Below are 22,227 nucleotides of genomic sequence, written 5' to 3'. Positions count from 1 at the left end.
GTTGTCAAACAAAATAGCGGGTCTGCGGCTTTTCAGGCCGGATTTAAGTAAAAAATCCGGGCTTGCCGCCCAATCTGCAGAATCTGCGCTTTAATTTTGAGCACAGTTTGGCTGCAGTCCAGCCGATACGCCCTGACGTTTTCCCCATCCCACCCTCCTTTCTTACCGCATGGATTTCCAGCTCACCGAAGAACAACTCGCCGTGCAGGCGGCCGCCCGCGACTTCGCTCAAAATGAACTTTGGGCCGGCGTGATTGAGCGCGACGAACACCAGAAGTTTCCTGCCGAGCAAATCAAAAAGATGGGCGAGCTGGGCTTCATGGGCATGATGGTGAGCCCCGAGTACGGCGGCGGCGGCATGGATACTGTGAGCTACGTGCTGGCCATGGAGGAAATCAGCAAAGTGGATGCTTCGTGCTCGGTTATCATGAGCGTGAACAACTCGCTGGTGTGCTGGGGCCTGGAGAAATACGGCACCGAGGAGCAGAAGCGCAAGTATCTGCCCGGCCTCACGTCTGGCGCAATCATCGGTGCCTTTGCTCTGAGCGAGCCGGAAGCTGGCTCTGATGCCACCAGCCAGCGCACCACCGCCGAAGACAAAGGCGACTACTATTTGCTCAACGGTACTAAAAACTGGATTACCAACGGTACCACGGCCTCTGTGTATCTGGTAGTGGCCCAGACCAACCCCGAACTGAAACACCGCGGCATCAACGTACTGATTGTGGAGAAAGGCATGGAAGGCTTCCAGACCGCTCCCAAGGAAAACAAGCTAGGCATCCGGGGCTCCGACACCTGCTCGCTGCTGTTCACCGATGTGAAAGTGCCTAAGGAAAACCGCATCGGTGAGGACGGCTTCGGCTTCAAGTTCGCTATGCAGGTGCTGGCCGGTGGCCGGATTGGCATTGCCGCGCAGGCGCTGGGCATTGCTTCCGGTGCGTATGAGCTGTCGTTGAAGTACTCGAAGGAGCGTAAGGCATTCGGAGTGCCGATTTCTCAGCATCAGGCCATCCAGTTTAAGCTGGCCGATATGGCTACCAACATCGACGCTGCCCGTCTGCTGTGCCTGCAGTCGGCCCACGATAAGGATGCGCATCAGGATTACGCCAAGTCGGGGGCTATGGCCAAGCTGTTTGCCTCGAAAGTAGCCATGGATACGGCCGTGGAAGCCGTGCAGATTCATGGTGGCTATGGTTTTGTGAAGGAATACCACGTAGAACGGATGATGCGCGACGCCAAAATCACGCAGATCTATGAAGGAACTTCTGAGATTCAGAAAATTGTAATCTCTCGGGAAATTCTGAAGTAAGAAGCGAATTGCCTAAAAGTCAGAAGTATTGCATTAAACCCAGTCTAATTTCGACTGGGTTTTTCGTTTTTGTGAATTTTTATATCTTAATTTGCATTACATAAGTCCGGATGCCCTTTTTGCCGGGTTTACCTTAGTACCCAAACCGCCCCACGAAGATGGAAGATTACAATAAAGTGATAGAGTCGCTCGGCGTACGCTACATAAAGGCAAAGAATCTGGTGTTGCAGCAGCCCTTCACGGTTCGCAACTCCTATGATGTTGGCAATAACCTGATTCTGCTTCATAAGGGCCGTATTACCTTCGGTGAGGAAGAGCAAGTAGTGGAAGAAGGGGAGATGCTGTTTATCCCTGGCGGCCGCGCCACGAAGGTGAACTATGGCGACTCAGCTGGCAAAGTCATTACCAACGACGACCTGATCAGCAACAAAGACAAGTTCTTTCATTCCAATTCCGACCTCGACCTAATTGGCGACGCCGAAGAGAGCCACTCGTTTGTGAGCTTCGAGGCCAAGGTGTTTGATTCGGTGAACTTCTTCGCGTCGTTGGACGTGCCGGCGTTTCTGATTTCCAACAATTCCAAGCTGGGCAACCTCATTATTAAGGTAGTAGAGGAGAGCCTGCAGGAACTACCGGGCCGCGAGCGGCTGATTACGATTTACACCGAAAATATTGTGGTGGAAATCGTGCGCTACATCCTGAAAAACAAGATGTTTGTGGAGCAGCTGGCCACCAACAGTACATACTTCAAAGACCCGCGCCTCATTGACCTGTTCAACTACATCAAGGAGAACATCGGCGGCGACCTTTCCAACAAAGTGCTCAGCAACGTAGCAAACGTGAGCGAGGATTATGTGGGACAGTATTTCAAGATGCTTACCGGCATCAACCCGCAGGACTACATCGAGTACCAGCGGATGGAGCGCGCCGTATTCCTGCTGCGTACCACCAAGAAGAGCATCCGCGACATTGGCAAAGAAGTAGGCTACAAAGACACGGCGTATTTCTGCCGCCGCTTCAAGATGATGTTCGGCATCCCGGCCGGTAAGATGCGCCGCCGCGAGTCGGCCATGAATATCTAATCTTCCCGACAATCTACCGGCAATCTGCCGGCTTGAAAAAAGCCCCTTGCTATCAGTGTAGCAAGGGGCTTTTCAATGGAAAACGATGAGACTGTACTGGCACTTAGTGGTACCGTTCAGCAAGCTAGGCTACGTCCGGAACTGTGTTGAACGACTGTACTACGCGAGAGACTTCAGCCAGAAAATCGGGCGTTTTCTCTACCTGATTACCTACTACAATAACATCGGCGCCGGCAGCTAGGGCAGCCTGGGCTTTGTCGGCAGTATTGATGCCTCCTCCCACAATCAGGGGGACTTCAACTGACTGGCGCACGGCGCGGATGGTAGCGGCCGAAACCGGATACATGGCGCCACTGCCACCATCCAGATACATCAGGCGCAAACCCAGTTGCTCGCCAGCCATAGCTGTGCAGGCTGCAATGGTGGGTTTGTCGTAGGGGAGGGGCGTGGTGCCGCTCATGTAGCTGGCAGTGGTCTGGCGGCCGGTGTCTACCAGCAGGTAGCCGGTAGGCAAAATCTGCAGGTTGCTCTGACGTAGCAGTGGCGCCGCAATAACGTGCTGCCCGATCAGAAACTCGGGGTTACGGCCCGAAATCAAACTCAGCAGCAAGATGCCGTCGGCCTGCGGATCGAGGTGTAGGCTATGACTAGGAAAAAGCAGCACCGGAACTGCCGAATGCTGCTTTATAAGTTGAATGAGCGCAGTCTGGTGCGAGTTCATTACCAGACTGCCGCCCACAAAAAAGTAGTCTACCGGGTGTGCCTCACTGAGCGCCAGCACTTGGCGGCAGCCTGCTTCAGTCAGATTATCAGGGTCGAGCAGGATGGCCAGGGATTTGCGGCCGTGGGTGCGGCGCTTGCTGAGGCCATCATAGAGGCTGGTGAGGCGCATTCGCGTCGTCGTGGTGATAAGTAAAGTCGATGTCCCGGGTTTCCGGCTCCTTTGGAGAGGTTGCAAGGTCGGGATTTTTGAGCATCGGCAAATACTCATTCAGTTTTTTGGCGACTACAGCCATCAGAACAGCCGTGGCCTGTGCCACCAGCATTTTGCCGGTATCTGACTGCAGGAACATTCGGAAGGTATCTGCAACTAGAGATGACGCTTCTGGCTGCGACGCTTGCTGGTGCCCATATGCTGCCTGCCGCACCGGTGCGTAGGACGATGCTTCAGCTCCAACTGGCTGAAACGGGTCATGTGAGGTGTCATCGGACGACGCGAGGGGAGTAGCGTGGTAGACATCGGGGGCAATATGGGCCCGCTCGTGCTGGGAAAGCTGCTGCCCGCGGTCGGCGTGATGACCGTTGCCGAAACCGAGGTCGTCGGCAGTGCTGGGGTCAGGCAAGGTATTGGCGCGGTGCTTGCGCAGAATCCGGGCAGCGCGGCTATCCGGTAAAGCAGCCGCGGGATGCTGACGGCCATGCAGAACCTTGTCTTTTTTACCGCCAAATGCTTTCGATAGCAGCCACATGCCAGCTAATACGCCGGCTCCAATGGCCACATATTTGCTGGCTTGCTGGGTTTTTTCTTTGATTTCCTCTACGTCGCCCATCAAAGCGCGCTCATACTCCAGCTTCTGGCGTTCCAGAAACTCTTTCTCGTCTTCAAACAAGGGGTTGGTCAGTTCGGCCATGTCGGATTAGGCTTGACGTTTGTCGGATTTGTAGATGGTGTTGTCGAGCAGCTTATCGGCCACACCCTGGAATACTTTCTTGTCAACGCCTACCAGGAATACAATCAGCAACACCAGATAGAAGCCGGCCACGATGCCGAAGCCCCAATAGGAACTGTCGAGCTGCTCGTTGAGCAGCAATGCTATAAACAGGTTCAGAAACAGAAAAAATACCAGCCCGATGCCTGCCAAAGCCGCGCCGTGCATGGCACCAACCATAGCACCCTTTACTTTCTGCTGTACTTCCAGCCGCACCAGGTCAATGCGAGTATCCAGATAGCCCTTCAGATTGCCGATGATGTTGTCGGTGCGGGGAGTTTTTGTAGCGTCGTCTTCGTCGGAGAAAAGGCCCATGAGCGGGAGAGAATTTGCGGAAAACCATGTTTCGAAAGCAGGCACTGAACTCCGGGGCTGTTGCTCGGTTTTCAGATAGCCCATTCATACGGGAAAAGTGCGCGCGTGTCTGAAACCCGGTGTATTTTTACCGGCAAGTGTCTGCATCTTGAGCCAGAATCATTATCACGTATTAGGTGTAGCCGCCACCGCCACGGCCGCCGATGTAAAGCGCGCTTACAGGCGGCTGGCCGTGGAGCTGCACCCGGATAAGCACAGTGGCAGCCCACTGTATGAAGAACGGTTCAAGGCGGTGGCTGTAGCGTATGGTGTGCTGGGCGACCCTAACCGCCGGGCCGCCTACGACCAGCAACTGCGCCAGGCCAGCCTGCGGGCCGCCGAGCAACTGCGGCAGCAGCAGTACAGGGCTCCCACCCAGCACGTATACGGCGTGCCAATGCCGCCGCCCGCGCCATTGCGCACCAGGCGGCCGGCCGGCTCCGGCGAGCGGCACTACCGCACCATTCCCAAGCAACGCCGCTTCACGCGCCGCGACTATCTGCTCACGTTCGGGCTGCTGGGCGCACTGCTGCTGTTTGTGCTAGGTGGCAAATTTGCCATGGACCACGTAACGGCCGTGAGCAACTATGAAGATGGCCTGCGGGCGTATCGACAGGCTAAGTGGTCGACGGCACATGCCTATTTTTCGCAGGCGCTGCATTTCAAGCCCGAATACTCGGCGGCGCTACGGCGCCGGGGCGAGATTGAGCAACTGATAAACCGCAACTATGCCGCCGCCCGCGCCGACTACGAAGCCGCTCTGACGGATGCCAAGCCGGCCACTGAGCGGGCCCATCTGCTGTTTCGGGTGGGGCAGTGCCTGGCGGGCCTCGGTGAGGCCGATGCGGCAGAACAAAGCCTTACAGTATCATTGGCGCTGGACTCAACCCAAAGCACAGCCTGGCTGGCACGGGGCGAGGTGCGCTTGTTTGAGCAGCAGACCTTTGCTAAAGCCGCCGAAGACCTGACGACCGGACTGCGCCTGCGCACCCGCGCCGGCCGGCCCCTGCCCATCAAGTACCTGACTTATCGGGGGCTAGCTTACTACAAAATGCAGGACCTGGGCCAGGCCCGCGCCGACTACCGGCAAGTGCTGGAAGCCCGCCCAAATAATGGGCAAGTGCATTTTCTGCTGGGGCGCCTGGCACAGCAGGAAGGTAATGCGTCGGCTGCCTGCGAGTTTTTTGAGCGAGCCGTACGCCTCGGCTACACCTATGCTGATGAGGCCCGCCGCCAGAACTGCCCTTGATTTTGGTTGTTAGTTGCTTGTTGTCAGTTGTTAGTATAGTTCTGACAACCGACAAAGAGCAACTGGCACCAACAAAAAAGCGCCTTCCCAGCCGGGAAGGCGCTTTTTTGTTGGTGCAGAAACACCATTTTGGGTTAGGGCATCAGTACTTTGTCGATTACGTGAATCACGCCGTTGCTCTGGGTCACGTCGTAAGTAGAGATAGTCGATACGTTGCCTTTCTCGTCTACTAGTACCACGTTTTTGGGGCCGTTCATCATGGCTTTCAGGATGCCGCCGCTTACTGTTTTGAGGCTGGCGGTGCCTTTGCCAGCTTTGATGGCGGCCATAATCTTGTCGGCAGTCATGTTGCCGGCTACCACGTGGTAGGTCAGGATTTTGGTAAGCGTGGCTTTGCTCTCGGGCTTCACCAAGGTTTCAACGGTGCCGGCTGGTAGAGCGTTGAAAGCAGCGTCAGTAGGAGCAAATACCGTGAAGGGACCTTTACCCTGCAGGGTTTCCACGAGGCCGGCAGCCTTCACGGCAGCTACCAGTGTCTTGTGGTCGGCCGAGTTTACGGCGTTTTCCACAATGTTCTTATTCGGGTACATAGCCTGGCCACCTACCGATACAGTGCCGGGTGTCATCTTGGCCTGGGCTTGTGCCGATGACATAGCGGCAACACTCATAAAGGCCATTACGGCGAAGGAAAGCACGGTCTTTTTCATAATCGAAGCAGCAAGAAGAAAGGAGTGGGGATTATTTGGCAGCACTTACGCCTTTGCTCGGCTACTTGGATTTATTGGATGTAAAAAATATTCAATAATCGGTATAAAATCGGCTGATAAGCAGCACTATAAGTGCTATGCTCCTAAGGCTTAGCAATAACGTCTACTATACACATTACGCTATCTGCCCGCCACCGGCAGCGTGAAGCGGAAGGTGCTGCCGCTACCTAGCTCGCTTTCCACCCACAGCTGCCCGCCCTGGCTGCCGATGAACTCGCGGGCAATGCTCAGGCCCAGCCCTGAGCCGCCGCGGTAGCCGGTTTTGTCGGGAATCTGCACGAAGCGCTGGAAGATTTTTTCCTGGTACTGGGGCGCGATGCCGGGGCCGTCGTCTTGCACCAGCACCTCCACCTGCTGCCCCCCCGGGGCCAGCGCCGCCCGGATGTGTAGCTGCCCCTGCTCGGGCGAGTAGCGGATGCCGTTGGCCAGCAGGTTGAGCAGCACCCAGGTGGTTTTCTCGATGTCGGCGCGCACGGGGGGCAGCTCGGCGGGCACCTGAATATCGAGGGTAAGCTGCTTGGGCTGGAGCTGGAGCTGGATGGTATCGGCGGCGAACTGCACGATGTCGCGCACCTGGGTGGGCTGGAAGTTGAGCTGAATGTTGCCCGATTCCAACCTCGACACGTCAATCAGCTCGCCCACCAGCTTCAGCAGCCGCTGGTTTTCCTGCTTGATGGTGGCCAGAATGCGCTGCTGCTCCTCGTTCACGGCGCCCACCTTGCCGTTCTGCAGCAGCTTCAGGCTGAAATTGATGCTGGACAGCGGCGTTTTCAACTCATGCGACACCGTGGCCAGGAAGTTCGACTTGGCTTGGTCCAGCTTCTTGAACTCCGACACGTTGTGCAGCGTGAGGATAGAGCCCACGAATTCCATCTTATCCAGCGCCTCGTTGAAGCTGATGACATCGTTCACGGCCACGCGGTAGTACACTTCCTCGCCGTTGCGGGCCAGCGTGAGCACCGGGGCGGCCTCCTGGGGGCGCTGGGCGGCGGGCGTATCCAGGTGGCGCAGCAGCTCCCGGAACAGGTCGTTGTGGCGGGCCAGTTCGTCGGCCGACTGGCCCAGCAGTCCGGCGGCGGGCTGGCCCAGCAGCTCGGCGGCCACGGGGTTCACCAGCAGCACCCGGCGGTGCTCATCCACCAGCAGCAGGCCCTCATCGAGGTTGTTTACGATGCTGGCGGCGCGGTTGCGCTCGGCCATCAGCTGGGCCAGCGTGGAGGTGCTGTAGTCCTGCAGCTGTACCAGCATGCGGTTGAAGGCCCGCGCCACGGTGCCAAACTCATCGTGGCTTTCCACCGGAATGGAGGACGAGTAATCCTGGTTGGTGGCGTTTTCGATGCTGGCTGTGAGCTTGCGCAGGCCCCCCACGGCCGCCTCGGGCACGCTCAGCACGAATAGCAGAGAAGTCAGCAGGGCGAAGGTGAGCAGCGCCAGCACGTAGCGCTGCTGCTGGGTGGCGGTGCGGTTGGCGGCTTCATTTTTACGGGTGAGGGCCTGGGTGTTCAGGTCAATCATGCGGTAGGTGAGCGTGCGGAGCCGGGCGGCGGTGGCGGCCTGGGGCAGCCGCTCGTAGCGGGCCAGCGTGGCCGTGAGGCTGTCTACCACCGCCTGCTCGCCCACTTCCGTCACGTTGCCAGCTTCGCGGGTGAGGGCCTCCCGGAAGCTGGACAACGCCGCAGGCGGCGCGGTCTGCACGCTGTCGAGGGCGCGCAGCATCTGCTGGCCCAGCTCCACCGAGTAGAAATTATCCTGCAGCACATTGCGCGCCGTGCGGTCGAGGCGGTTGAGCGAGAACAGGGTAAACGCACTCACCCCCAGCAGCAGCAGCAGCATGGTGACGAAGGCCAGGGTGATTTTGGTTTTGAGGTTCATGGGCGGGATGTTGTTCAATTTGAACGTCATGCTGAGCGAAGGCGTAGCCGCAGTCGAAGCATCTCTACCGCTTCGTTGCAATAGTATGATATAGCCAGAGGTAGAGATACTTCGACAAGCTCAGCATGACGTTCTGCTGGGCGTTAGCTACATCAGTAACTCACCAGAAACACGTCCACGTCCAGCGGGGAGCGGGCTACGGCGCGAATGAGGCGGCGCGTGACGCCGGGGCGCAGCAGGCGTTGCCACCAACTCTTCTCACTGGTTACGCCGCAAATCAGCAGCGTGACGCCTTTCTCCTGGGCCACGCGCAGGATTTCGGGCACCACGTCGGTGGCTTTCACGCGCAGAATCTGGCCGCCCAGCTCGGTGGTGAGCTGCAGGTTGTTGAGCAGGTGACGCTGGGTGGCCAGGTTGATGCGGTCGGCCGATTCGCGGGGCGTCTGTACGTAGAGCACGGCCCAGGACGCGGCCGAGAGGCGGTCGGCGAGGCGGCTGGTTTTGCGGATGATTTCCCTGGCGGCCGGGGCGTTGGCGTTGATGCAGGCCAGCAGGCGGTCCTGGTTGCGGCGCTCGGGGGCCACAGGTGCCGCGCCGCCGCCGTCGGTTTCAATCTGGCGGCTGATGAGGTTGGCGGTTTCGCGCACGGCCAGTTGGCGCAGCTGCAGCAGGTTTTCGGCCTGAAAGAAGTTCTGCAACGCCATGGGCACCTTGGCCGCGTCGTAGATTTTGCCTTCCTGAAGCCGTCCGCGCAGCTCGCCCACGGTCAGGTCCACGTTCACCACCTCGTCGGCCTGCTTCAGCACCTGGTCGGGCACGCGCTCCGTTACGTCGGTGCCGGTGATGCGCAGTACCTGGTCGTGGAGGCTTTCGAGGTGCTGAATGTTGACGGCCGTAAGCACCGAAATACCGGCCCGCACCAGCTGCTCCACGTCCTGCCAGCGTTTTTCGTTTTCGGAGCCGGGCACGTTGGTATGAGCCAGCTCATCCACCACCACCACCGAGGGTCGGCGCTGCAGAATGCCCTGCACGTCCATTTCCTCCAGCATGCGGCCTTTGTAGAAGATGTGCTTGCGCGGCACGGTGGGCAGGTCGCGCAGCTGGGCCACGGTGCCGGGGCGGCCGTGGGTTTCCACGTAGCCCAGCACCACATCCACGCCGTGGGCGCGGAGCTCGTGGGCTTCCTGCAGCAGACGGTAGGTTTTGCCCACGCCGGCGGCCAGCCCCAGGTACACCTTCAGCCGCCCGCGCCGCCGCTGCTGCACCAGCCGCAGAAACCGCTCGGCCGATTGGTCGCGCTGTTGGTCGTCGTTGTTGGCTAGGGTTAACATGGTCAAGGAGATAATAGAACGTCATGCTGAGCGCAGCCGAAGCATCTCTACCGCTTTGGTGGAACGTCATTCCGAGTAGCGTGCGAGGAATCTCGCGTGCTGACGTTTGAGGCGGTATTTCAACGCAGCAGTAGAGATGCTTCGGCAAGCTCAGCATGACAGGTAGCTGGGCAACGTCAGCACGCGAGATTCCTCGGCTGCGGCTCCGCCTTCGCTCGGAATGACGTTCTAAATAGAAGCTAAAACGCCAGCGCGATGCTGCTGGTGAGGTTGCCGTAGTTGCGGGTGGGGTTGCCGTTGCGGTCCGAGAGGAAGGGCTGGCGGCCGTGGAAGGTGCGGCCCTCTACCCGGAACGTCACGTTGGGGGTGGGCGCGTAGTCGAGGTTGAGCGAGGCGGCCTGCACCTTGAAATCGGTGGCGGCGGCTACCGGCGAAATAGTGCTGATGATGACGCCCCGGTCGGCGTTGTAGTACTCAGCGCGGGCGGCGGCGGTCCACTTATCGGCCAGCTTGTAGCGCACGAAGGCCGCGCCGGTGTGCCAGGTATCGGCCTTGCCGCCGCGCTGCTCGCTTTCCTGCTTGCCCACGTCGAACACCAAAGCCAGGCTGAGGCGGTCGGTGGCGGCGTAGCTCACGTAGAAATCGTGGAAGTAGCGGCGGCGGCGCACCGAGTCCTGGGGCTGCTCGTTGCCGTAGAAGGTGCTGCTGTTGATGAGCAGCTTATCGGTGGGCTTCCACTGAATTTGGGTGCCCACGGCTTTGGCCTGGTTGTTTTCGCGGATGTTCTGCCAGCCGTTGAGCACCAGCCCGGTCAGCGTCAGCTTGGGACTCACCTCGTAGGTCAGCCGTGCCCCGGCCTCATAGTAGGGCGAGTTTTCAGCCATTAGCGAACGGGTCAGCGTCCAGTTGTCCTTGCTCAGGGCTGACTCAAACCCGATGTGCGAGCCGAAAATACCCACGTCGAGCCAGGCTTTTTTGAAGGCCCGGAAGCCCGCGTAGGCTTCGTAGAGGTGCTTGAGCACTTGGTCCTCGGCCGCGTAGTTGGCCGATACGTAGGTGCCCGCGTGCAGCCCCAGGGCCCCGCGCACCTGCCCATTGTCGTAGCGCAGCCCGATGACGGCGTTGTTGACCGTAAACTCGTTCTGGCGGTTGTGCGAGTACAGGAAGCCGGGCCGTTGGTTGCCTGCCGCGTGCTTGATGTCGTAGCCATAATAGCCATCCACAAAGCCATACGTGGTCAGCGGATTGGCCGCAGCCGCCGTGGAATCGGGCGTGGTTTGGGCCATAGCAGTTGAAGCTGTGAGCAGCGCAGTAGCGGTAGAAAGAACCAGTGGTTTCATGGGGAGAGAAAGAATGCGGAGGACCTCCCCCCGGCCCCCGGTTCGCTTGATGCGCGAAGCCTCGGGGAGAGGGGGAGCCTGACGTTTTTTGATCAGGCGGGTGGCGGGGAAGTAATACGGAATTGAGGATGTAAAGCAACAAAATCGGGCCGGGAGGCAGTAGCGCGAACTGTGTAGTTCGCGCCCCAGAACGACAATCGTTGCAACGGCACGGGGGGCGCGAACTACACAGTTCGCGCTACTGGCTACTGGCTCAGGCTACCAGTTGCAGCAGCAGCCACAGCAGCGCCAGGGCCAGCAGGGTGTAGCCGGGGCGGAAGCGGCGGCCGCGGTGCCGGTGGGCCCGCAGCCGCCAGTGGGCGCGGGCCCGGTGCGCGGAAGCAGCCATCGGCTAGCGGTTCTGCAGGGCGTCGAGGGCCACGTTCAGGCGCAGCACATTCACCCGGTCGGGGCCGAAGGCGCTGTGCTGGGTGTGCTCCGTCACCAGGGCCTGCACTTTGGCCACTTCTAGGTTGCGCGCCCGGGCCACGCGGGTTACCTGCACGGCGGCGGCGGCCGGCGAGAGGTGCGGGTCGAGGCCCGAGCCGGAGGCGGTGAGCAGCTCGGCCGGCACCTGGGCCTTGGTTACGCCGGGATTCTGCACCAGGAACGTATCGAGGCGGGCCTGCACGGTAGCCAGGTAATCGGGGTTGCTAGGGCCTTTGTTGGAGCCGGCCGAGCCGGCGGCGTTGTAGTCCACGGCCGAGGGGCGGCCCTGGAAATACTCGGGCCGGGTGAAGTTCTGGCCCACGTTATCGTAGCCCACCACGCGGCCCTTGTGGCTGATGGTTTCGCCCTGCCCGCTGGCCGGGGCCAGCTGAGCGCCGGCCCACACCAACGCGGGGTAAATCAGGCAGCACACCACCAGCAGCACAAGGGTCAGGCGGAATGCGGGAAGCAGGTTCTGTTTCATGTTGATTTTGTGTTGTCTGTCATGCTGAGCTTGTCGAAGCATCTCTACCGCTTCGTTGAATCGGTATTGAATACTACTGCGGTAGAGATGCTTCGACTTCGCCTCCGGCTTCGCTCAGCATGACGTTCTTTTTTATCTGTTCAAACGTCAGCTTTCTACAAAAACAGCCCCACCACCAAGTCAATCACCTTGATGCCAATGAAGGGCACAATCACGCCGCCCAGGCCGTACACCAGCAGGTTGCGGCGCAGCAGGGCCGAGGCCCCGATGGGCTTGTAGGCCACCCCGCGCAGCGCCAGCGGCACCAGCAGCGGAATAATCACGGCGTTGAAAATCACGGCCGAAAGTATGGCCGACTGCGGCGACTTCAGGCCCATGATGTTGAGCGCGCCCAGGGCCGGAATGGCCACCATGAACAGCGCGGGCACAATGGCGAAGTACTTGGCCACGTCGTTGGCAATGCTGAACGTGGTGAGCGTGCCCCGCGTCATCAGCAGCTGCTTCCCGATTTCCACCACCTCAATGAGCTTGGTGGGGTCGTTGTCGAGGTCCACCATGTTGCCGGCTTCCTTGGCGGCCTGGGTGCCCGAGTTCATGGCCACGCCCACATCGGCCTGGGCCAGGGCGGGGGCGTCGTTGGTGCCGTCGCCCATCATGGCCACTAGGCGGCCCTGCTGCTGCTCGTTGCGGATGTACTGCATCTTGTCCTCGGGCTTGGCCTCGGCAATGAAGTCATCCACGCCGGCTTTTTCGGCAATGAACTTGGCCGTGAGCGGATTGTCGCCGGTTACCATCACCGTTTTGATACCCATTTTGCGCAGGCGCTCAAACCGCTCCTGAATGCCGGGCTTGATGATGTCCTGCAGCTCCACCACACCCAGCACCTGGTCGTTCTGGCTGACCACCAGCGGGGTGCCGCCGTTGCTGGCAATGGCTTCCACGCGCTGGGTGGTTTCCTGGGGGAAGGGCTGGTTGGCGCGGGCGGCCAGCTGCCGGATGGCATCGGAAGCGCCCTTACGCAGGCGGGTGCCATCGGGCAGCGTCACGCCCGAGCTGCGGGTTTCGGCCGTGAACTTAATCAGCTCAGCGCCCTGCAGGCGGGTGCGCAGACCGGCCACGTCGGAGCGGCGGGTTTCGCCGGCCAGCTCCACGATGCTCTTGCCCTCGGGCGTTTCGTCGGTGAGCGAGGCCAGGGTGGCGGCCTCTACCATCTGGGCCTCCGTGATGCCGGGGGCGGGCCAGAAGTGGGTGGCTTTGCGGTTGCCGATGGTGATGGTGCCGGTTTTGTCGAGCAGCAGCACGTCGATGTCGCCGGCCGTTTCCACGGCTTTGCCGCTTTTGGTGATGACGTTGGCGCGCAGAGCGCGGTCCATGCCCGCAATGCCGATGGCCGAGAGCAGCCCGCCGATGGTGGTCGGAATCAGGCACACGAACAGCGCAATGAAGGCCGAAATGGCAATGGGCGTCTTAGAATACTCGGCAAACGGGGCCAGCGTCACGCACACCAGCACAAACACCAGCGTGAACCCGGCCAGCAGAATGGTGAGGGCAATTTCGTTGGGCGTTTTCTGCCGCGAAGCGCCTTCCACCAGGGCAATCATCTTGTCCAGGAACGACTCACCGGGGGCCGTCGTCACCACCACCTTAATGCGGTCCGACAGCACCTTGGTCCCGCCCGTCACGCTGGACTTATCCCCGCCGGCCTCCCGAATCACCGGGGCCGACTCGCCCGTAATGGCCGACTCATCAATGGTGGCCAGGCCCTCGATAATCTCCCCGTCGGTGGGGATGATTTCGCCAGCTTCCACTAGGAAAATCTGGCCTTTCTGGAGCTGAGACGAAGAAACCGACGACTCCTGGCCGTTGGCATCGAGTACGCGGGCGGGCGTTTCCTCGCGGGTTTTGCGCAGACTTTCGGCCTGGGCCTTGCCGCGGGCTTCGGCAATGGCCTCGGCGAAGTTGGCGAACAGCAGCGTCAGGAACAGCACCACAAACACGGTGAAGTTGTAGCCGAACGAGCCCTGGGCGGCATCGGGCTTCACCAGCAGCGCCAGCGTCACGAGCAGCATCACCACCGTCCCGATTTCCACGGTGAACATCACCGGGTTGCGGAACATGATGCGCGGATCGAGCTTCACGAACGCCTGTTTCACGGCCTCCGACACCAGCGCGGGTTGAAAGAGAGATTGGGATTTAGTTGACATGAGATTTTAGAACTCAGAGCTTAGAAATGAGAACTTAGAGGTGATATTTTAGAACTCAGGGCTCGGCAGCAGAGATGAATACAAACCACGATTTTGGTTATCACCTCTGAATTCTAAGCTCTCAGTTCTCACTTCTAAGCTCTAAAGCAGGTTAGTACAGCGAGAAATGCTCGGCCAGCGGGCCTAGGGCCAGGGCCGGGAAGAAGGCCAGGGCGGCAATGATGACGATGACGGCCAGCACCATCACCCCGAAGGTGGCCGTGTCGGCGGGCAGGGTACCGGCACTTTCGGGCACGTACTTCTTGCGGGCCAGCAGGCCGGCAATGGCTACCGGGCCCACAATGGGCAGGAAGCGGGCCAGCAGCAGCACCACGCCCGTGCTGATGTTCCACCACGGCGTGTTGTCGCCGAGGCCCTCGAAGCCGGAGCCGTTGTTGGCCGAGGCGGAGGTGAACTCATACAGCATCTCAGAGAAACCGTGGTAGCCGGGGTTGGCCAGCCAGCCGCTGTACTCGGTGGGGTTGCCGGCGTAGAGGTGAGCCGTGAGGGCCGTGCCCGCCAGAATCAGCAGCGGGTGCAGCAGCGTCACGATGACGGCAATTTTCATCTCGCGGGCCTCAATCTTCTTGCCCAGCAACTCGGGCGTGCGGCCCACCATCAGGCCGGCAATGAACACGGCAATAATCAGGTAGGCGAAGAAGTTGAGCAAACCCACGCCGCAGCCGCCATAGAAGGCGTTGGTCATCATGCCCAGCATCTGGCTCATGCCCGAAATCGGCATAAACGAGTCGTGCATGGAGTTCACCGAGCCGCAGCTAATGATGGTGTTGGTGATGCTCCAGTAGGCCGAAGCCGCCGCTCCGAGGCGGATTTCCTTGCCCTCCATGGCCCCCAGCGCCTGGTCGACGCCGAGCTTGGCAATGGCGGGGTTACCGTGCATCTCATAGTACACCGTGGGGGCCAGCAGGGCCACGAAACCCACCGTCATCACCCCAAAAATCATGTAGGCCAGCTTGCGGCGCTTCAGGTAGAAGCCCAGCGCAAACACCATGGCAATCGGGATAATCACCAGGGCAATATTCTCGACGGCGTTGGTGATAAAGTTGGGGTTTTCGAGGGGGTGGGCCGAGTTGGCGCCGTAGAAACCGCCCCCGTTGGTACCCAGCTCCTTAATGGCCACCATGGCGGCCACCGGCCCGCGGCTCACGGCCACCGAATCGCCCTGCAAAGAAATCAGCTCCTGCTTGCCCTGCAGCGTCATGGGCGTGCCGTTGAAGGCCAGGATGAGGGCAATCAGCAGCGAACCAGGCAGCAGCAGGCGGGTGAGGCTCTTCACAAAGTAGTCGTAGAAGTTGCCCAGCTTCTCGGTGGTGCGCGTCTGGAGGGCGTTGAACACCACCACGGCCGCCGCAATGCCGGTAGCGGCACTCACAAACTGCAGAAAGGTAATCACCATAATCTGCGAGAGGTACGACAGGCCCGACTCGCCGGAATAGTGCTGCAGGTTGCAGTTCACCAGGAAGGAAATGGCCGTGTTGAAGGCCAAGTCAGGCGACATCGAGGGGTTGCCGTCGGGGTTGAGCGGCAGGCTGCCCTGGGTGCACAGCACCAGCATGGCCAGCAGGAACCACACCAAGTTGATGGTGAGCAGCGCCACCATGTGCTGCTGCCACGTCATCTCGCGGCGGGCATCAATGCCCGAAAGCCGGTAGATGCCATTCTCGACGGGCCGCATGAAGTCGAGCAGGTTCTTTTCGCCCCGGAACACCCGGGCCAGATACGCGCCCAGCGGCAGGGCCAGCACCAGCGTAACGAGGTATATTCCGCCGATGCTGAGTAGTTCGTTGTTCATTTTCGGTGAGTTGTCAGTTATTGGTTGTCAGTTGCTAGTTATTCGTTGTCAGTTGTCGACTTTATCGTTATCAGGCAGGATAAACCGCTTGATAACCAGCGCCTGACAACTGACAACCAGCAACTGACAACTAGAAGCGCTCCGGGCGCAGCAGCACGTAGCAGAGGTAGCCGAACGTGGCGAGGGAGAGGAAAAACAGGGTGACCATCATGGCGCGACGGGGTTAGATCTGGTCGAAGAAATCGACGGACTTGTAGAAGAGCCAGAAACCGGCCAGGCCGGCGGCCGTGAGCACGGGAATCATCAGGAGCGGAGCCATTGGCAAGGCGGAAAAGCAGCGGCCCTAGGGCAGCATGGTGGTGTGCGGATAGTGATAAGTCTGGTAGAGGCGGCTGGGCATGAGCTGGCGGGCCAGCTGGTTGCCGTAGGTACTGCCATCGAGGTGCAGGCAGTGCAGGTACACGTTTTCGATGGCGCGGGCCAGGTAAGCGTCGCCCTGGCGCAGCAGGCGGTCGGCCACCTCGAAGCAGCGCTTGAGCAGGGCCAGTTGGCCGGCCTCGGCGGCTTCGCGGGTGAAGGTGGCAAAGCAGCTCAGCTGCCGGTACAGGCTCTGGCGCGTGGCCGGCACCTGCAGTTCCGCCCCCAGTTCGGGGAAGCTTTCCAGCAGCAGGGTGGCGGTTTCGGAAGAAGAAGTCATCTGACGAGATGAAAAGAAGTGGAGCGGGTCCGTGAGTGAGCCGTGCGTCGGCGGGGCATGGCGCTGGGCTGGTTGTCAGGCACCCCAGCACCGGCCCCGGTTCGGTCCGTTTGCCGAATCGACGAATGGCTCGGGCGGCTTCTTGCCAATCCGGGCCCACATCCAGCTACTCACCACCACTTTCGCTACATCAATCTGATTATCAGATAAAAATATTTTCATCACTCTCCCACCCCGCGCTCCGGGCACAAAAAAACTGGGTCATTCTGACCCGGTGTGGCGGTCAGAATAACCCGGTTTGGTGGGGTGCCGGTCCTTATAGCCCCAGGGCTGAAGCCCTGGGTTAGTGAGTGAGGACGGGCGGGCACTACGTAGCCCAGGGCTTCAGCCCTGGGACGCAGGCGGCGTCGTTCAACGACGAGACGCAAGATGTTGCGTCTCTACAGCCCGTACTCCTGGATTTTGCGGTAGAGGGTTTTGGTGCCGATGCCGAGCTGGCGGGCGGCTTCCATTTTGTTGCCGCCGGTATCGTGGAGCACCTGCCGGATCTGGCGCTTTTCCAGGGTGCGCAGGCTGTTATCGGAGGCTTCGTCGGTGGTGGGGGCGGCGGGCAGGTAGTGGAACTCGGCGGGCAGGTCGTCGGTGGTGAGCGTGTCGCCGTCGGCGAGGATGGCGGCGCGCTCCAGCACGTTTTTCAGCTCCCGCACGTTGCCGCGCCAGTCGTGGCGGCGCAGCTGCTCCAGTACCTCGGGCTCGAGGCCGCGCAGGCGGCGGCGCAGCTTGCCGGCGAAGAATTGGAGGAAGTATTCGGCCAGTAGGGGCACATCCTCGCGCCGCTCGTTCAGGCCCGGCACCGGCACCGTAAACACGGCCAGCCGGTAGTATAAATCGGGCCGGAAGTGGCCGGCTTCGGCTTCCTGGCGTAGGTTACGGTTGGTGGCGGCCACAATGCGCACGTTCACGTTGGTGGGCCGGGTGTCGCCGAGCTTGGTGAACTGCTGGGTTTCGAGCACCCGCAGGAACTTGGCCTGCACATTCAGCTCCAGCTCCCCGATTTCGTCCAGGAACAAGGTGCCGCCGTTGGCTTCTTCCAGCAACCCTTTCTTGTCCGTCAGCGCGCCCGTAAACGCGCCCTTCTTGTAACCAAACAGCTCCGATTCCAGCAAATCCTTGGGGAAAGCCGAGCAGTTCACGGCCACGAACGGCTTGCTGCGGCGCGGACTGGCTTGGTGAATGGCCTGGGCAAACAGCTCTTTGCCCGCGCCGGTGGGGCCTTCCAGCAGCACGGTGCTGTCGGTGGGGGCGGCGCGCTCGGCCAGCTTGCGGGCCTGCAGCAGCGCCTGGGAGCGGCCGATCATGCTGTCGAAGCTGTATTGGGCGCCCACTTTCTTTTCCAGGTCGGCCACGCGGCGCTGCAGGCGGGCTTTTTCGGCGGCGCGCTCCACTACCACCAGCAGCTGGTCGTCGGAGTCGCCCTTGGTCAGGTAGTCGAAGGCACCTTCCTTCATGGCCCGCACGCCGTCGGGGATGGTCCCGTAGGCCGTCATCAGAATGACTTCGGCCAGGGGGGCCAGCTGCCGGTAGCGCGGCAGCAGGTCGAGGCCGTAGCCGTCGGGCAGCTTCACGTCGCTCAGCACCACCAATACGTCCTCGGCGTGCTGGCGCAGCGTTTCCAGGCCGCGACGGGCATCGGGGGCCTGCAGCACGGTGTAGTCTTCCAACTCCAGCACTCGGGCCAGCATCTGGCGCAAACTGGTTTCGTCGTCGATGATCAGCAGGGTTCCGGTGGGCATGGGCGGAGCGATAGGAGGGAGGTGCCGCGAAGGTAGCTGCCCAGTTGATAGGCCCGGAATTTTGCCCGGTACGTATGCTGCCAGCCGCAACCAGTATTCTGCCAACCAATAGCCTACCCAGTCTGCCAAAAGGCCCAAAAACAGCCCGGCCGAAGCGGAAATTAATCCACTTCGGCCGGGGTAGAAATTCGATAACCATGTCTCAACCCGCTAAGCAGGGATTACGGTTTTCGGTGAACAGGAACCGGATGGGGTGGGGCGGACATCCGGGTAATCAGGGTGTGGGAATTTACTAACACCCAGTGGGGGGGATTCACCGTGTGTTAGCCGGAACAATATTAAGCAAAGATTCGCGTCGAGCATGGTGAGTAGTTGCTTTTTTGGTGAGTATTCACTCACTTTATATTTATAAAATACCATTATTGTGCTGATTATCATGATTTTAATAGATTTTGTAGATTTTATAAAAGCCGGAATTTTGTATGTGATATGACTAACGAATGTTTGTTTGTGGGTTAGAGCTATGTACTTTTGAGCACCTTGCAGATCAGGATTCGATACCTAATTAGGCCGCTGCTCAATTAGTGGTGGATGCACTATGCGGTTATCCCGAAGCAATGTTTCAGTGCTCAATGGCCAAAAAAACAAAGTCCAATAAACGCCAGATAATTCTGGAGGAAGCCGCTAAGCTGTTCAAGGCGCGTGGTTTCGGCGGTGCTTCTATGCGTGAATTGGGCGCGCAGGTGGGCATGGAAGCAGCCAGTATGTACAACCACATCAGTTCCAAGGATGAACTGCTGGACCATATCTGCTTTCACGTATCCAATACGTACATCTCGCAACTGGCCGAGATCGAGCGCACCGAAGCCTCGTACGTCGACAAGATCAAGGCCCTGATCCGGCTGCACATCCGCCTGATGGTGGAAGACGGCGCGGCCGTGTCGGTGGCCAACAACGACTGGAAGTACCTGCCCGAGCCCCGCCTGACCGAGTTCAAGGAAGCCCGCAAAAACTACGAAAAAGGCTTCGCGGCCCTCATCGAGCAGGGCATCGAAGCCGGCGAGCTGCAGCCCGTAAACGTGTCGGTGGCCCTGTTTACCATTCTGTCGGCGGTGCGCTGGGTGGAGCTGTGGTACCGCCCGGGCCGCGGCGTCACGGCCGAAGAGCTCGAAGAAAACATCATCACCATGCTCCTGTCGGGGTTGAAGAAACAGGATTTATAGGGCTTAGTGCCTGGTGCCTGGTGCTTAGATCATTCTGGCAATGAAGATAAGAGCGGACAAAGCCCCAGTCATTAAGCACCAAGCACTACGCACGAAGCACTAAAAAAATGAGCCGCTTTCATACGCTTAAAGTCAAGAGCATCACCCGCGAAACGCCCGACTGCGTGAGCGTGGCCCTGGACGTGCCCGCCGAGCTGCGCGACACGTTCCGGTTCCGGCAGGGCCAGTACCTCACGTTTCGGCGGCACCTGAACGGCGAGGAAGTGCGCCGCAGCTACTCCATCTGCAGCAGCCCGCTGGAAGGCGAATGGCGCGTGGCCATCAAGCAGGTGCCGGAAGGGCGCTTTTCCACCCACGCGGTGCAGCAGCTGCGCGTGGGCGACGAACTGGAAGTGATGCCGCCGATGGGCCATTTCACCACCGAGTTGCACGCCGACCAGGCCAAGCAGTACGTGCTGTTCGCGGCCGGCTCGGGCATCACGCCGGTGCTGTCCATTCTGAAAACGGTGTTGCTGACCGAGCCCGACAGCCGCGTGACACTCATCTACGGCAACCGGGGCCGTAATTCCATCATCTTCAAGGAGGAGATTGAGGGCCTGAAAAACCGCTTTTTGCAGCGCCTGAGCGTATACCACGTGCTCAGCCGCGAGCAGGGCGACACCGACCTGCTGTTCGGCCGCATCGACGGCGCCAAAGCCCGCGTGTTCTTAGATAAGATCATCCCGGCCCGGAACATCGACGAAGTGTTTCTGTGCGGACCCGAGGAGATGATTCTGGAGGTGAAAAGCGTGCTGCTGGAAGCCGGCGTTGCGCCCGAGAAAGTGCATTTTGAGCTGTTTGCCCCGGCCGCCGGCGCCCAGAAAGCCGCCGCCCGCCAGGCCCAGCGCCCCGCCGGCCTCGACGACAAGCACAGCCAAGTAACGGTGCAGCTGGAAGGCACGAAGCGCGTGCTGGAAATGTCGTACTACGGCGACACGATTCTGGACGCCGTGCTCGAAACCGGGGCCGACGCGCCGTATTCGTGCAAGAACGGCATGTGCAGCACCTGCCGCTGCCGCGTGACCGAAGGCACCGTGGAAATGGACGTGAACTACTCGCTTTCCGAAAAGGAAGTGGCCCAGGGCTACGTCCTCAGCTGCCAGGCCCGCCCCACCTCGGAGCGCGTAGTGGTGGATTTCGACCAGTAATCGATGGCCTCGTAAATAGAACGTCATGCTGAGCTTGCCGAAGCATCTCGCGTGCTGACGTTGTAATACTAATTTGATTACTGCTGCACGCGAGATGCTTCGACTTCGCCTCCGGCTTCGCTCAGCATGACGTTCTTTTAAGATGCTGCAGGCCAGCAGCCCAAATTTTTCCTTACATTTAACTAACGATTGTTAGTTAACCTTTGTTGAAGGCGCATGGAAACCCTAGAACTCACCCAGGAAGAACAGTTTCAGGCCCGCATTGATGCCGATGTGCGCATCGAGCCCAAGGACTGGATGCCCGAGGCGTACCGTAAGACGCTGATCCGGCAGATTTCGCAGCACGCGCACTCCGAGCTGGTAGGCATGCTGCCCGAAGGCAACTGGATTACCCGTGCCCCTTCGCTGAAGCGCAAATCCATTCTGCTGGCCAAGGTGCAGGACGAAGCCGGCCACGGCCTCTACCTCTACTCGGCCGCCGAAACCCTGGGCACTACCCGCGACCAGATGCTGGCCGACCTGCACTCGGGCAAGGCCAAATACAGCAGCATCTTCAACTACCCTACCCTGAGTTGGGCCGATATGGGCTGCGTGGGCTGGCTGGTGGATGGGGCCGCCATTCTGAACCAGGTGCCGCTGTGCCGCACCAGCTACGGTCCCTACGCCCGCGCCATGGTGCGCGTGTGCAAGGAGGAAAGCTTCCACCAGCGCCAGGGCTTCGAGATTATGCAGACCCTGTGCGAAGGCGCGCCCGAGCAGAAAGCCATGGCCCAGGAGGCCCTCAACCGCTGGTGGTGGCCTACCCTGATGATGTTCGGCCCCAAGGATGCCGACTCGCCCAACACCGAGCAAAGCATGAAGTGGCGCATCAAGCGCTTCACCAACGACGAGCTGCGCCAGAAATTCGTGGACATGATGGTGCCTCAGGCCGAGTTCCTGGGCCTCACGGTGCCCGATGAGAAGGTGCGCTGGAACGAGGAGCGCCAGGCCTACGATTTCGGTGAGGTGAACTGGGAGGAGTTCTGGAACGTGGTGAAAGGCAACGGCCTCTGCAACCAGGAGCGCCTGCAGGCCCGCGTAGATGCCTGGGAAGAAGGCGCCTGGGTGCGCGAAGCCGCCCTGGCCCACGCCGCCAAACGCGCCGGCCGCGAGCTGGCCAAGTCGGCCGCTTAGGTCTGAACTTCAATTGTCAAGCACGTCATGCTGAGCTTGTCGAAGCATCTCGCGTGCTGACGTTGCAATAGTAATCCGACGTCAGCACGCGAGATGCTTCGACAAGCTCAGCATGACGTGCTACTAAGCACTA

20 protein-coding genes are annotated in these 22,227 nt (G+C 60.0%); 6 read left to right on the top strand and 14 right to left on the bottom strand.

The window, feature by feature from the left end; genetic code table 11:
- Positions 1-169: 169 nt before the first annotated feature.
- Both H8B14_RS19725 and H8B14_RS19720 read left to right on the top strand, forming a co-directional pair.
- Complete coding sequence (locus H8B14_RS19725; RefSeq protein WP_187317391.1) at positions 170-1,309, top strand: acyl-CoA dehydrogenase family protein; 1,140 nt, start codon at positions 170-172, stop codon at positions 1,307-1,309.
- Between the two features lie 158 nt (positions 1,310-1,467).
- Positions 1,468-2,391, top strand: a complete 924-nt coding sequence (locus H8B14_RS19720) for a helix-turn-helix domain-containing protein (protein ID WP_044015067.1) — start codon at positions 1,468-1,470, stop codon at positions 2,389-2,391.
- A gap of 124 nt (positions 2,392-2,515) precedes the next feature.
- Here H8B14_RS19720 and H8B14_RS19715 read toward each other — a convergent pair whose 3' ends face one another.
- Genes H8B14_RS19715 through H8B14_RS19705 form a run of 3 tightly spaced genes read right to left on the bottom strand, consistent with a single transcriptional unit; the run spans position 2,516 to position 4,415 of the window.
- The gene (locus H8B14_RS19715; protein ID WP_187317390.1) at positions 2,516-3,283 is read right to left on the bottom strand and encodes a geranylgeranylglyceryl/heptaprenylglyceryl phosphate synthase; all 768 of its coding nucleotides are present in this window, start codon (positions 3,281-3,283) and stop codon (positions 2,516-2,518) included.
- Complete coding sequence (locus H8B14_RS19710; protein WP_187317389.1) at positions 3,261-4,022, bottom strand: hypothetical protein; 762 nt, start codon at positions 4,020-4,022, stop codon at positions 3,261-3,263. The genes H8B14_RS19715 and H8B14_RS19710 overlap by 23 nt, the downstream gene beginning before the upstream one ends.
- 6 nt (positions 4,023-4,028) lie before the next feature.
- Positions 4,029-4,415, bottom strand: a complete 387-nt coding sequence (locus tag H8B14_RS19705; RefSeq protein WP_187317388.1) for a phage holin family protein — start codon at positions 4,413-4,415, stop codon at positions 4,029-4,031.
- A 148-nt stretch (positions 4,416-4,563) separates the two neighbouring features.
- Between H8B14_RS19705 and H8B14_RS19700 the strand changes: the two genes are divergently transcribed.
- Positions 4,564-5,703, top strand: a complete 1,140-nt coding sequence (locus H8B14_RS19700; protein ID WP_187317387.1) for a J domain-containing protein — start codon at positions 4,564-4,566, stop codon at positions 5,701-5,703.
- 134 nt (positions 5,704-5,837) lie between these two features.
- On the opposite strand, the gene H8B14_RS19695 is transcribed toward H8B14_RS19700, so the two are convergent.
- The 11 genes from H8B14_RS19695 to H8B14_RS19650 all read right to left on the bottom strand — a co-directional run bounded on the left by H8B14_RS19695 (position 5,838) and on the right by H8B14_RS19650 (position 18,511).
- Complete coding sequence (locus H8B14_RS19695) at positions 5,838-6,410, bottom strand: fasciclin domain-containing protein (RefSeq protein ID WP_187317386.1); 573 nt, start codon at positions 6,408-6,410, stop codon at positions 5,838-5,840.
- A 180-nt stretch (positions 6,411-6,590) separates the two neighbouring features.
- Entirely contained in the window at positions 6,591-8,372 is a 1,782-nt protein-coding gene (locus tag H8B14_RS19690) for a HAMP domain-containing sensor histidine kinase (RefSeq protein WP_187317385.1), read from the bottom strand.
- A 122-nt stretch (positions 8,373-8,494) separates the two neighbouring features.
- On the bottom strand, positions 8,495-9,673 hold the full coding sequence (locus H8B14_RS19685; protein ID WP_187317384.1) for a sensor protein KdpD: 1,179 nt from the start codon (positions 9,671-9,673) through the stop codon (positions 8,495-8,497).
- 239 nt (positions 9,674-9,912) lie between these two features.
- The gene (locus H8B14_RS19680; RefSeq protein WP_187317383.1) at positions 9,913-11,013 is read right to left on the bottom strand and encodes a porin; all 1,101 of its coding nucleotides are present in this window, start codon (positions 11,011-11,013) and stop codon (positions 9,913-9,915) included.
- A 253-nt stretch (positions 11,014-11,266) separates the two neighbouring features.
- Positions 11,267-11,401, bottom strand: coding sequence for a hypothetical protein (locus H8B14_RS21225; RefSeq protein ID WP_261990105.1), 135 nt, complete (start codon positions 11,399-11,401; stop codon positions 11,267-11,269).
- Positions 11,402-11,404: 3 nt separating this feature from the next.
- Entirely contained in the window at positions 11,405-11,965 is a 561-nt protein-coding gene (gene kdpC / locus H8B14_RS19675) for a potassium-transporting ATPase subunit KdpC (protein WP_187317382.1), read from the bottom strand.
- 155 nt (positions 11,966-12,120) lie between these two features.
- Entirely contained in the window at positions 12,121-14,169 is a 2,049-nt protein-coding gene (gene kdpB, locus H8B14_RS19670) for a potassium-transporting ATPase subunit KdpB (RefSeq protein ID WP_187317381.1), read from the bottom strand.
- Positions 14,170-14,320: 151 nt separating this feature from the next.
- Positions 14,321-16,021, bottom strand: a complete 1,701-nt coding sequence (kdpA, locus tag H8B14_RS19665) for a potassium-transporting ATPase subunit KdpA (RefSeq protein WP_187317380.1) — start codon at positions 16,019-16,021, stop codon at positions 14,321-14,323.
- Between the two features lie 130 nt (positions 16,022-16,151).
- A complete protein-coding gene (gene kdpF, locus H8B14_RS21425; protein ID WP_125422174.1) occupies positions 16,152-16,229 on the bottom strand; it encodes a K(+)-transporting ATPase subunit F in 78 nt (25 codons plus the stop codon).
- 135 nt (positions 16,230-16,364) lie between these two features.
- Entirely contained in the window at positions 16,365-16,718 is a 354-nt protein-coding gene (locus H8B14_RS19655) for a DUF7674 family protein (RefSeq protein ID WP_052346111.1), read from the bottom strand.
- A 440-nt stretch (positions 16,719-17,158) separates the two neighbouring features.
- Positions 17,159-18,511 (bottom strand): sigma-54-dependent transcriptional regulator, encoded by a 1,353-nt coding sequence (locus tag H8B14_RS19650; protein ID WP_187317379.1) that lies wholly within the window; start codon positions 18,509-18,511, stop codon positions 17,159-17,161.
- 632 nt (positions 18,512-19,143) lie between these two features.
- On the opposite strand from H8B14_RS19650, the gene H8B14_RS19645 reads away from it, so the two are divergent.
- The 3 genes from H8B14_RS19645 (at position 19,144) to paaA (ending at position 22,094) form a co-directional block, all read left to right on the top strand.
- Positions 19,144-19,734, top strand: coding sequence for a TetR/AcrR family transcriptional regulator (locus tag H8B14_RS19645; protein ID WP_187317378.1), 591 nt, complete (start codon positions 19,144-19,146; stop codon positions 19,732-19,734).
- A 107-nt stretch (positions 19,735-19,841) separates the two neighbouring features.
- Positions 19,842-20,921 (top strand): 1,2-phenylacetyl-CoA epoxidase subunit PaaE, encoded by a 1,080-nt coding sequence (gene paaE, locus H8B14_RS19640; RefSeq protein ID WP_187317377.1) that lies wholly within the window; start codon positions 19,842-19,844, stop codon positions 20,919-20,921.
- A 216-nt stretch (positions 20,922-21,137) separates the two neighbouring features.
- Positions 21,138-22,094, top strand: a complete 957-nt coding sequence (gene paaA, locus H8B14_RS19635; protein ID WP_187317376.1) for a 1,2-phenylacetyl-CoA epoxidase subunit PaaA — start codon at positions 21,138-21,140, stop codon at positions 22,092-22,094.
- The last annotated feature ends 133 nt before the right edge of the window (positions 22,095-22,227 follow it).

The sequence above is a fragment of the Hymenobacter puniceus genome (assembly GCF_014333525.1).
In the GTDB taxonomy this organism is placed as follows: Bacteria; Bacteroidota; Bacteroidia; order Cytophagales; family Hymenobacteraceae; genus Hymenobacter.
This window is presented reverse-complemented; position numbering and strand designations above follow the sequence as displayed.

What these genes read in the sequence shown, in the direction of transcription:
- kdpA (WP_187317380.1), bottom strand. Translation starts at nt 16,021, where the DNA reads ATGAACAACGAACTACTCAGCATCGGCGGAATATACCTCGTTACGCTG.
- H8B14_RS19715 (WP_187317390.1), bottom strand. Translation starts at nt 3,283, where the DNA reads ATGCGCCTCACCAGCCTCTATGATGGCCTCAGCAAGCGCCGCACCCAC.
- H8B14_RS19680 (WP_187317383.1), bottom strand. Translation starts at nt 11,013, where the DNA reads ATGAAACCACTGGTTCTTTCTACCGCTACTGCGCTGCTCACAGCTTCA.
- H8B14_RS19725 (WP_187317391.1), top strand. Translation starts at nt 170, where the DNA reads ATGGATTTCCAGCTCACCGAAGAACAACTCGCCGTGCAGGCGGCCGCC.
- H8B14_RS19645 (WP_187317378.1), top strand. Translation starts at nt 19,144, where the DNA reads ATGGCCAAAAAAACAAAGTCCAATAAACGCCAGATAATTCTGGAGGAA.
- H8B14_RS19695 (WP_187317386.1), bottom strand. Translation starts at nt 6,410, where the DNA reads ATGAAAAAGACCGTGCTTTCCTTCGCCGTAATGGCCTTTATGAGTGTT.
- kdpB (WP_187317381.1), bottom strand. Translation starts at nt 14,169, where the DNA reads ATGTCAACTAAATCCCAATCTCTCTTTCAACCCGCGCTGGTGTCGGAG.
- H8B14_RS19650 (WP_187317379.1), bottom strand. Translation starts at nt 18,511, where the DNA reads ATGCCCACCGGAACCCTGCTGATCATCGACGACGAAACCAGTTTGCGC.
- H8B14_RS19655 (WP_052346111.1), bottom strand. Translation starts at nt 16,718, where the DNA reads ATGACTTCTTCTTCCGAAACCGCCACCCTGCTGCTGGAAAGCTTCCCC.
- paaE (WP_187317377.1), top strand. Translation starts at nt 19,842, where the DNA reads ATGAGCCGCTTTCATACGCTTAAAGTCAAGAGCATCACCCGCGAAACG.
- H8B14_RS21225 (WP_261990105.1), bottom strand. Translation starts at nt 11,401, where the DNA reads ATGGCTGCTTCCGCGCACCGGGCCCGCGCCCACTGGCGGCTGCGGGCC.
- H8B14_RS19690 (WP_187317385.1), bottom strand. Translation starts at nt 8,372, where the DNA reads ATGACGTTCAAATTGAACAACATCCCGCCCATGAACCTCAAAACCAAA.
- H8B14_RS19705 (WP_187317388.1), bottom strand. Translation starts at nt 4,415, where the DNA reads ATGGGCCTTTTCTCCGACGAAGACGACGCTACAAAAACTCCCCGCACC.
- paaA (WP_187317376.1), top strand. Translation starts at nt 21,138, where the DNA reads ATGGAAACCCTAGAACTCACCCAGGAAGAACAGTTTCAGGCCCGCATT.
- kdpC (WP_187317382.1), bottom strand. Translation starts at nt 11,965, where the DNA reads ATGAAACAGAACCTGCTTCCCGCATTCCGCCTGACCCTTGTGCTGCTG.
- H8B14_RS19720 (WP_044015067.1), top strand. Translation starts at nt 1,468, where the DNA reads ATGGAAGATTACAATAAAGTGATAGAGTCGCTCGGCGTACGCTACATA.
- H8B14_RS19710 (WP_187317389.1), bottom strand. Translation starts at nt 4,022, where the DNA reads ATGGCCGAACTGACCAACCCCTTGTTTGAAGACGAGAAAGAGTTTCTG.
- kdpF (WP_125422174.1), bottom strand. Translation starts at nt 16,229, where the DNA reads ATGGTCACCCTGTTTTTCCTCTCCCTCGCCACGTTCGGCTACCTCTGC.
- H8B14_RS19685 (WP_187317384.1), bottom strand. Translation starts at nt 9,673, where the DNA reads ATGTTAACCCTAGCCAACAACGACGACCAACAGCGCGACCAATCGGCC.